The sequence below is a fragment of the Capsulimonas sp. genome (assembly GCF_039929585.1).
GTDB lineage: Bacteria > Armatimonadota > Armatimonadia > Armatimonadales > Capsulimonadaceae > Capsulimonas.
In genome coordinates this window covers 1-10,194 of sequence record NZ_JBDSQY010000278.1, presented here as the reverse complement: position 1 = coordinate 10,194, position 10,194 = coordinate 1, and the positions used below count along the sequence as shown (strand labels likewise).

Here is a 10,194-nt window from a genome sequence, read left to right as displayed (position 1 = left end):
GGTCTGCGCGAATTACTCAAAGTGCGCGCCTCCCAGATCAACGGCTGCGCCTATTGTTTGGATATGCATGTACAGGAAGCGCGCCGGCATGGGGTGACCGACGACCGCCTGCATCTGGTCGCCGTCTGGCGGGAGGCCCCGTGCTTCCACGAAGCCGAGCGCGTTGCGCTGGAGCTGACCGAGGCCGTAACACGAATTGGCGAGGGCGGCGTGTCCGATGTACTTTATGAGCGAGTGCGGGCCCAATTTACGGAGCGCCAATATGTGGGGCTGCTGACGACGATTACGGTCATCAATTCCTGGAACCGGCTGATGGTCGGCGTCGGCGCCATCCCAACAATGAAAGAGAGAGTCGATTGAAAACACAACGAGACAAAGCGCTTCTGCTGCGTGATCTTCACCAGGGGCCAGAGGTATTAATACTGCCAAACATATGGGACTGCGCCAGCGCCCGAGTGGTTGAGGAAGCGGGCTTTCCTGTCATCGCGACTGCGAGCGCCAGCATGTCTTGGGCGCTGGGTTATCCCGACCATCAGGGAGCGCCTCGTGATGAGATGCTCTATCTGACTCGCCGAATCGTCGCCTCGGTCCAGATTCCCGTGACGGTCGATATCGAAGCGGGGTACGGTGATACTGTCGCCGAAGTCGTCGAAACGGGGCGGGGCGTGCTCGCCGCCGGCGCGGTCGGCGTCAACCTGGAGGACTCCGATGAGAGCGGCGCCTTGATGGACATGCGGCTCCAAGTGGAAAAGATCGCCGCGCTGCGCGCTCTTGGCGATTCCGAGGGTGTCCCGCTCGTCATCAACGCCCGGACAGACGCCTTTCATCCCGGAACCCTCGCCCCGGACCAACAATTCGCCGAAGCCGTGCGCCGTTTGAACGCGTATCAAGCAGCTGGCGCGGACTGCCTCTTCGCGCCCTTCGTCATGGATGCGCCAACAATTGCCGCGTTGATCCAGTCGGTGAACGGTCCGCTCAACATCCTGCTGCTGCCGGGTATGCCTTCAATCCCAGAACTGGAAGCGCTTGGCGTCCGCCGTGTGAGCACGGGACCGGTTCTGTTCCTAGGGGCAATGACAAAGGCGCGGAATATGATGGAGCATCTAAGAGAAGACGGCGCCTTCTCCATGGCTTACGCCGACCTCATCAGCTATCCGGAAATGAACGGTCTGATGATGCGCTAATTCATTGTGAAGTTTCGGGACTTGGCCTCGAACTGACCCAGCGATCGAGCAGATCGCGCTGTGCGGCGTTGATCTCAATCCCGGGCCGCGCCGTCTTCGTTTTCTGAATGGCTTCTTCGACGGAGGCTGCATCCGCGCGCGCAATCAGCGCCGCCGCAACAACGGTCGCCGAGCGTCCATGTCCCAGCGCGCAGTGAACGTAAACGGCGCCGGGGCACGCGGTGATCGCCGACACCATTCGTTCAAACTCCGGCAGGGAGGGCGCGGCGGCGTCCATCGTGGGAAGGCAGATATACCCGCGTCCTGTCCGCACTTTCCGAGGCTCTCCAAACTCCGCCGTCAGGTCGGCGACGAGCATGGTCCCCGGAGGCAGTTCACTCTCGGAGCAGCGCCGGCCAAGCCAAAGTCCTTTCACGATTTCATGACTGCGCTCCTCGCGGCTGAGTCGCTTTTGGATCTCCCACAAACCCCAGGTGACAGCGAGATACGGCAACAGCAGCGCGACGTTCACGCCCGCCATTGTCCCATCCACACGCTTTCCGAAGACACGCGGCCCAATGGGCTGGTACGCCGCTCCCACCAGAAGCCAGCTCAGTCCGGACCACGCCAACAGCCATCCCCACGGCCCCGCTTCGCGCGCGAAGTACAGCTGAGCGATGCCGATAAGCGCGAGCGTGAACGCGTACTTCATGGACGACGGATTCCTTGGAACTCAGTGACACGCTCCGATTCCAGAAGCGTCTTTTGTGCTTGCAGAGCTTCCCACACTTCCCAGGGCTGAATTATCCATAGGCGAATTGTCTGAGATGGGAATTTGTTCATAAGCTTCGCAGAAAAGAAAATACCCTCCTCGTTCAGTCATGAACGAGGAGGGCGTGATGTGAGGATTAGACTACGGCGTAATCGTAAACGTGCGCGGTCCGGTTGGGGCCACGCCGGGATTGATGACTTTGGCGGTCGCCGTTCCCGCGCTCGTGACGAGTGCGGCGGGGATGGTCGCCGTGAGGTTTGTCGGCGATACGTAGGTCGTCGTGAGCGGCGTCCCGTTCCAGGTGATTTCGGCGCCGACGACGAAACCGGTTCCGATGGCGGTTAAGGTGAAGTCCGCATGTCCGGCGTTTGTTGTCGATGGGGTCATGCCGGTGAACACTGGCGCCGCCGTGACTGGGAACGAGATCGGCGTGGTGGCGGGCGTGGTCGGCGTGACGGTGATGGTCGCGGTGGTCGGCGCGGTGACAAACGCGGCGGGGACGGTGGCGACGATCTGTCCGCTGGAGATGAAGTAGGTGGTCAGGAGCGTTCCGTTCCAGTAGGCTTTGGTGCTGGAGGTAAAGCCGGTCCCGACGATGGACAGATTGAAGCTGGCGTGTCCTGCTTGGACCGTGCTGGGCGCACAGCGGGCGGGAACGGCGGGACCGGTAACCGTGAAGGGCAGCGGGGCGGTCGGCTGGACGCCAGGGTTAATGACGGTGACGTTCATGGCTGCTGGGGCGGTGATGTATCCTCGCGGGACGGTGGCGGTGAGCTGCGTGGGCGTGACGTAATGCGTGGTGATATAGGCGCCGTTGAACACGACTTGCGAACTGGGGATAAAGTTCGTTCCGTTGACGGCGAAGGTGAAGTCGTTCGATCCTGCTTGTGCGGTATTGGGAGACAGCGATACGAGTGTTGTTGCCGGAGTAATCGTCAACGGCAGCGCGGACGTCTGTCCTTCTTGCGGGTAACCCACGGTGATGTTTGCCGTTCCCGATGCGGCGACGTCCGCCGCAGGAACAGCCGCAATCAACTGCGTGCTGGAACTCAAAGTTGTGGAGAGTGGCGTTCCGTTCAGATAAACGGTTGCGCCGGTCATGAAGTTGGTTCCGGTGACCGTCAGCGAGAAGGGATAATGACCTGCTTGAACCACGGGATTAGAGATTTGTGTCAACGTTGGATCCGGGAATAGCGCGATCTTGTAGACGGTTCCGTAATTATAGTACGAGTCGCCTCTCGTCGCTCCAATCAGCACGCCGTTAGCACTGAGGGTTACGCCGTCGATAGGATAGGCGTTTTCGGGGTTGAAGCGATTGAAATTCCGTTTGATGCCGAGGACGCCGGAAGGATCGATTTCGAAGAGCAGTCCATATCCGAAGGTTCCGCCTGGGAAAGTTCCGTAAATAGCGCCGGAACTGTCTTGGACCATCGGTCCTATTCGGACAAGGCCGTCGTCTGAGACTCCTTCGTCTAATCCAAAGGAGTGTACTGTCGTAGTAACGCCTGTTTTGGTCATTTTGAAAATGCCGCCATGGAAGGCTATCCCGCCGCCGATCCCCGCCCCATAGAGGTAGCCGTCCGCGCCCTCCATTAAAGCGTCTTGAGGCGTGGTGATAGCATTGGAGTCACGTGTAAAACTGTGCACGGTGTTGACACTCCCATTCGGAGTGATTTGAAACACCGTTCCGTAATCGCCAAATGCAGTACTCGTTGCCGTGCCGTATAGATTGCCGTCGCTGGCGAGCAGAAGCTCTCCAGCCGGGTTGAAGGGATCATTGAAGGTATGGATTACGGTGTAAACTCCCGCCGATGTGATAGAGTACACTATCGCGTTTTGGTGAACGGCGGAGGGTTCATTGTGGGCAGAGGTTAATCCGTAAAATACGCCCGGCGAGACTTCACGGAGACTTCCGCTCGGCCGGTCTTCATCATAAGTGGCGGAGCCATTGAAGACGGCGTCGAATTGGTGTAGGATTGTCACAACACCGTCGCTTGTCATTCGGAAGATCGCGCCCGCAGGACCGACCCTCAGCGGTACGCCATCGGCGAAAGTGGATGTTATCCCATAGAAATTACCGTCGCTTCCCAGGGTCAAGCCGACGCATGGGACGCCGATCTCGTTCGGTGTGCTTCCGTCCTGAAAATTATGAAGAATGGTGTACACGCCCGAATTACTGATTTTATATGCAGTCCCGTATCCTGCGGAGCCGCCACCCCTTGTTACTCCGTATATCCCATCGGCCTTCTGGATAGGCTTGCCCACGCTATTCATTCCGTCATTTGCGACTGAGACGTCATGAAATTTGTGCAGTATGGTAACGACGCCATGAGCATAGGTAGGCTCGACAGTCGTTGTGGTCAGGAGCGTCGCCAGGGCAAGCGTGGCGATACTGGACGAAACGCCTAAAAGGGTGGATTGAACTGTGAAGTGAGTTCTTTGGATCAGGGAATGCTTGAAAAAGGACATTGGTTTCTCCAGACTCTGTTGGTTGTTTACGTAATCATCCGGGAATTGCATAATTGACGACAAACTGTGAAAGGTAATGCGCACTTCCGTCTGTCTAAGACGGAAGCGTACGGTCGTGAGCGCTCTCTTACGGCGTGATGGTGAATGTGCGCGGTCCGGTCGGGGCGACACCAGGGTTGATGACCTTGAGCGTCGCCGTTCCCGCGCTCATCACCAGTGCGGCGGGGATGGTCGCTGTGAGATTGGTCGGCGATACGTAGGTGGTCGTCAGCGGCGTCCCGTTCCAGGTGATCTGAGCGCCGACGACGAAGCCCGTTCCGATGGCGGTCAGCGTGAAGTCCGCATGTCCGGCGGTGGTTGTCGATGGGGTCATGCCGGTGAATACTGGCGCCGCCGTGACCGGGAACGAGATCGGCGTCGTGGCGGGCGTGGTCGGCGTGACGGTGATGGTCGCGGTGGTCGGCGCGGCGACAAAGGCGGCGGGGACGGTGGCGACGATCTGTCCGCTGGAGATGAAGTAGGTGGTCAGAAGCGTTCCGTTCCAGAAGGCTTTGGTGCTGGACGTGAAGCCGGTCCCAACGATGGACAGATTGAAGCTGGTGTGTCCTGCCTGGACGGTGCTGGGAGCGCAGCGCGCGGGAACAGCCGGTCCGGTGATCGTAAACGGCAGCGGCGCGTCTGGAATTGTATTGGGGTTGATGACGGTAACGCTGGCTGCTGCTGGAGTTGTGATGTATCCTCGCGGGACGGTGGCGGTCAGTTGCGTGGGCGTGACGTAATGCGTGGTGATATAGGCGCCATTGAACACGACTTGGGCGCCGGACACAAATCCCGTCCCATTGACGGCGAAGGTGAAGTCACTGGATCCTGCCTGCACGGTATTGGGTGACAGCGAGGTCAGCGTCGAGCGCTCCGTGATGGTTAGGGGCAATGCGGCGGTATCCCCTTCGAGCGGGGAGCTGACCTTGATGGATGCGACGCCGGGTGCGCTTAGCGCGGAAAGAGGGACGGCGGCCGTGAGCTGTGTGCTGCTTACCACGGTGGTCGGCAGAGGAGAGCCGTTGAGGTAAACGATCGCGCCGGAATCAAAGTTCGTTCCGGTGGCGGTGAGCGTAAATCCGTAATGGCCGACCTGAACTGTGGACGGTGAGATCGCGGTCAGCGTCGGAGTAGGAATGGGAGTGATCGTGAGCGTTTGCGCGGGTGTCTGGGTCGGCTCCGACAGATAGCCGACGGTAATGTTCGCCGTTCCAGGAGAGACCACCAGCGATGCGGGAACGGTTGCCGTCAGCGTCGTGCCGGAGACGATCGTGGTCGGCAGCGGATCCCCGTTCCAGTAGATCGCAACGCCCGCCAAATATCCTGTGCCCGTGACTGTGAGCAGGAAGCTTGGATCCTTCGCTTGGACGGTTGCCGGGGAGATCCCTGTCAGTGTGGGAACGGACGCAGGAGTGATCGTCATTGTCAGCGCCGACGTTCTCGTTGTTTCGTCCGCATAGCCTGCGGCGATATCCGCCGTTCCCGGGGTCGCTACGAGCGATGCGGGGACCGTGGCTGTCACCTGTGTGCTGGAAACGACCGTGGTCGAAAGCGCTCCCCCGTTCCAGTAAAGGGTCGTATTGGGCTGGAAATTCGCGCCGGCGCCTGTAATCGTGAAGCTGCTGTGTCCCGCCTGGATGGTGGAGGGAGTGATCGAAGTCAGCGTCGGCGCGGTGGCGGCCGTGATCGTCAGCGTCAGCGCGGAGGTCTGCGTCAGACGGTCCGGGTAGCCGACGGTGATGCTTGCCGCTCCTGGAGAGACTACCAGCGATGCGGGGACCGTGGCCGTGAGCTGTGTGCTCGAGACGACGGTCGTTTGCAGCGGGGAGCCATTCCAGTTGACGACCGCGCCGGGATAGAAGTTAGCGCCCGTCACCGTCAGCGGGAAGGTGACGTGCGTTGCGGTCACTGTGGAGGGTGAGATCTGCGATATGGACGGATCGGGCACGATGGTCGCCTTGAAGACCGCGCCGCTTCCCGCAGCGCCTCCACTCGCCGTTGTTCCATAAAACGATCCGTCCGCTCCGACAATCAGTCCGCCGCGTGGATCGTAACCTTCGGGAGAAGACGTAAGAAACAGATGCCGCAGGATGTATTGTCCGGTGGGAGTGATTTGGTAAATTGTGGAGGGTGGGTTGGACTCGCCGCCACCGATTACCGCCGTTCCCGTTGTTCCATAAAGCGACCCATCTACACTCTTCACAAGTGTCGCCGGCGATCCGATTGCATCGGAAGGGGCTCCAGCGAATGCATGAATGAGGGTAACCGCTCCCAGAGGGGACATTTTGTAGACCGTACCCCAAAACGGGAACGGGCCTCCGCCCGCAGTCCCGTAAAAATTGTGGTCGCCGCCTTCTACTAAAGTGGATACCGGCATTGAGGCGCTGCCTGGATAAGGATCGTCTCCAAACCGATGCAGCACCGTGTAAGCGCCGGAAGGGCTGATTTTGTAGGCGGCGCCGAAATTATGGTTGTAATTTGTACCATCCAGGTTCGAGTAAGTACCGCCGGTCGCCGCCGTTCCATAGAGGCTCCCGTCACTGGCCACGGTAATCCCGCCGGCAGGCCCATATCCATCGTTGATTATGGAACCGTCCCGAAATACGTGAAGGATCGTGTAGCCGGCTCCCGTGAGCGAGATCCGATAGACCGTGCCTGCGGGAAATAATCCGCTGGGCGGTGTCGGGCCTCCGCCACCGCCTGTCACGCCATAAATAAATCCCCCAGCGCCGGGGGTGAGATCTCCTGTGGGAAATCTGCCGTCGTTGGGGATCGAGGGATCTCCAAACGAATGCAGGATCGTGATCGCGCCCGTGGGAGACATCCGGAACAGCATTCCCGATCCAAACGCTCCTCCCTGTAATGTGGTTCCGTATAAGTTTCCGTCGCCGCCTAATTTCAGACCTCCGATATACTTGCCGTCGAAAGGAAGCGAGCCGTCTCCAAACCGGTGCAGAACCTGAAAAACTCCCGATGGCGTGATCTTGAAAATCGCGCCGTTATATTGCGGCACGCCTTCCCAGGTCGTTCCATAAAGGCTTCCATCACTGGCTTGGACTAGCTGGCTGGAAGGATTGAACCCCTCGCTGTTGGGAGGCCCCGGGAGAAAATTATGCAGGACGGTAAAATCGATATGCGCCTGCGCGGGATGGGGTGGCGCTGCCATTAGAAGCGCCGCGAGCGTGGCGACGCAGCCGAACGCCCGGATTGGTTTTGTCTGCCATTTCATGTCGATGAATAATGCTTTCCCCATGTTTCCATGGATTTCTCATAAGATTGCATTCTTATCACGTCTGCTTGCGTTTGAGAGAAAGCAGACGAGACAAAAATGCAAGTCTTCCAGGAGCGATCGTGAACGTGAGTGGTGCGTTGAATTGGGAGAACGAAAATACTCGTTCTCGGTTTGGAGTAGGAATTTACTGTCGTAAAGTAGGGTTAAAGTGCAGAAAATCCTCCCAGGCTGGTGGTGTGTTGTTCTTGCACTTACTTCGGATAGGCATAGGGGCGCTGTAATAGGTCCACAGCATCGGCGCAGCATTCACTATTTGTGCTGTGTTACGGTGGCCCGATTATGATAATAGTCGCGCAGACGTAAAAATGTGGGCTTAGGCAACTATTTACCGATTATACCAAAAATGCGGTTGGAATGGAAACTTATTATTGCTCGCGTGTTGCCGTTTCGACTGCGTTCTTTTGGCGAAAAGAATGCAGTCGAAATCACATGCAAGTTACGGCGTAACCGTAACGGTCAGCGGCGCTGTGGGCAATACGTAAGGGTTGGTCACGGTGATTTTTCCAGGGACGCCGGCTTTGACATAAGCTCCGTTGACGATGGCGATCAACTGCGACGACGATACGTATGTCGTGCTGAGAACGGAGCCGTTCCAGTAAGCGCGGGCGCCGTTGACGAAGTTCGCGCCTCCGAGGATGATCTGGTAGCTCTGCGAACCCGCTTTAATGGAATCGTTCGACAGCCATGTGAGGAAGATCGGATCCGTAACCGTGTATTTGGAGATCGCCGTGGGCGCGACGTCGGGGTTCGCCACACGCAGCTGCGGCGATCCATATTTCGCCACATACGCCGCCGGGACATTGACGAGCAATTGGTTAGGGGAAAAGTACCCCGTCGTCATCGGCGTGTTGTTCCAATACACCGTGGCGCCGCGGACAAAGCCTGTTCCTGTGATCGTCAAGCTGAAGTCTCGGTGTCCCGCCTGCACGCTGCTGGGAGAAAACGCCGTGATTTGCGGCGCATCCGTAACGGTGAAGTTTTGGGCGTTGCTGGCGGCGACGTTTGGGTTTTTGACAGTGATCGGGACAAGCGGATTGACTGGCCCCGCTAGCGCGGCGCTGACGGTTGCGGTCAGCAGGGACGGCGAAACGTAAGTCGTCGGAAGAACCGCTCCGCCCCAGTAAACGCGCGCGCCATCGACGAAACCTGTTCCGCCGACGGAGAGCGTGAAACTGTTGTGTCCCGCCTGAACGGAAGCGGGCGAGAGCCGCGTGAGTGTCGGAGCGGCCGTGACAACAAGGCTCGGCGCGGGCGTTGGAGTTTCGTTGCCATTGGTCACAAAGACTTTAAGAGTCTGTGGTGAGGCCACGAGCCAATAAGGAATCGTTACGCGCAGCAAACTCTCCGACCCGAATGAGGTGGGAAACGGGTATCCACCGCAATTGATGGTGTCACCGGGCAGAAACCCTGATCCTGTGACGGTCAGGAAAAAATCTCCGCGCCCCGCCTGAACGGAGGCTGGCGAGATTGCTCCCACAACTCGATTGGTGAGCGTGAGCTTGTACACGGCGCCATCTTCTGAACGGTCAAAGCCGTAGGGGTGTGTTAAATAAAAGGCGCCATCGCGTCCTTGCGCCAGTCCCTGATTTCCATTCTCGATGGCACAGATTGCTGTTGTAACGCCGGACGGAGTGATCCGATACAGCATTCGACTCGTAGAAACGTAGATGTTGCCATCCGTCGCCAAAATAGCCGGAGCCGTGGAGTTTGACGAGTAGAAGGGGACCTCAGGGAATTCATGGTACACGCCGCTGGTGGAAATTTTGAATAGCGCTGAGCCCGTGCTGCCATAGAGATATTGATCGCTCCCCAGGGCGAGACGCGCTATCGGGCGCACGAATGAATTGCTGTGAGCGGCGTCGCCAAACGAGTGCAAAATCGTCACGTTTCCGCTGGGAGTGATCCTAAAAACTGTCCCTTGGTTGTAGAGGCCGCCCTTCGAAGTCACACCATAAAGATTGTTGTCCGGCGCTTCTAATAAATCTCCCAGCGGCATTGCGCCATCATTCGGTACGCTCCCATCTTCAAAACGATGGATCGTTGATACGGAGCCGTCTAGAGCAATTTTGAATACTCTGCCGCTGGTATTGTATTTGTCCGAAGATGTCTCGCCGTATAAGCTGCCGTCGTGCGATTGGATCACTCCATCCGTCGGTGCGCCGCCGAAACTTGTATTCTCGTCAAAATGCCATATGTGATTGACGGATCCGGTAGTTGTCATTTTGACGAGATCACCTGCATCCAATGTGATATAGACAAATCCGTCCTCGCCGATGGTGATGAATTTTGGCCCATATCCCAGTGCAGGCGAGACAAAACGATTACCAAACGTGTTGTTCAGCACAGCGAAGGAGCCGGAAGGGGAAATCAGGAAGAAGGCGCCGCCGCCGCCGCTGTAACCACCTCCACTGGTCAGGCCATAAAAATATCCATCTCGTCCCTGAACCAAGGGGATGAAC

At 58.1% G+C, this 10,194-nt stretch carries 6 protein-coding genes; 2 read left to right on the top strand and 4 right to left on the bottom strand.

The window, feature by feature from the left end:
• On the top strand, positions 1-360 hold a 360-nt coding region (locus ABIZ35_RS20920; protein WP_348221868.1), incomplete at its 5' end, for a carboxymuconolactone decarboxylase family protein.
• Positions 357-1,184 (top strand): isocitrate lyase/phosphoenolpyruvate mutase family protein, encoded by an 828-nt coding sequence (locus tag ABIZ35_RS20915; protein ID WP_348221867.1) that lies wholly within the window; start codon positions 357-359, stop codon positions 1,182-1,184. The genes ABIZ35_RS20920 and ABIZ35_RS20915, both read left to right, overlap by 4 nt.
• Position 1,185: 1 nt before the next feature.
• On the opposite strand, the gene ABIZ35_RS20910 is transcribed toward ABIZ35_RS20915, so the two are convergent.
• The 4 genes from ABIZ35_RS20910 to ABIZ35_RS20895 form a co-directional block, all read right to left on the bottom strand.
• Positions 1,186-1,875 (bottom strand): dual specificity protein phosphatase family protein, encoded by a 690-nt coding sequence (locus ABIZ35_RS20910; RefSeq protein ID WP_348221866.1) that lies wholly within the window; start codon positions 1,873-1,875, stop codon positions 1,186-1,188.
• A 201-nt stretch (positions 1,876-2,076) separates the two neighbouring features.
• On the bottom strand, positions 2,077-4,404 hold the full coding sequence (locus tag ABIZ35_RS20905; RefSeq protein ID WP_348221865.1) for a choice-of-anchor tandem repeat GloVer-containing protein: 2,328 nt from the start codon (positions 4,402-4,404) through the stop codon (positions 2,077-2,079).
• A gap of 127 nt (positions 4,405-4,531) precedes the next feature.
• On the bottom strand, positions 4,532-7,696 hold the full coding sequence (locus ABIZ35_RS20900) for a choice-of-anchor tandem repeat GloVer-containing protein (protein ID WP_348221864.1): 3,165 nt from the start codon (positions 7,694-7,696) through the stop codon (positions 4,532-4,534).
• Positions 7,697-8,171: 475 nt separating this feature from the next.
• A partial coding sequence (locus ABIZ35_RS20895) for a choice-of-anchor tandem repeat GloVer-containing protein (protein WP_348221863.1) occupies positions 8,172-10,194 on the bottom strand: 2,023 nt, incomplete at its 5' end.

Coding starts and splice junctions, on each gene's coding strand:
- ABIZ35_RS20910 (WP_348221866.1), bottom strand. CDS start 1,875: ATGAAGTACGCGTTCACGCTCGCGCTTATCGGCATCGCTCAGCTGTAC.
- ABIZ35_RS20905 (WP_348221865.1), bottom strand. CDS start 4,404: ATGTCCTTTTTCAAGCATTCCCTGATCCAAAGAACTCACTTCACAGTT.
- ABIZ35_RS20900 (WP_348221864.1), bottom strand. CDS start 7,696: ATGGGGAAAGCATTATTCATCGACATGAAATGGCAGACAAAACCAATC.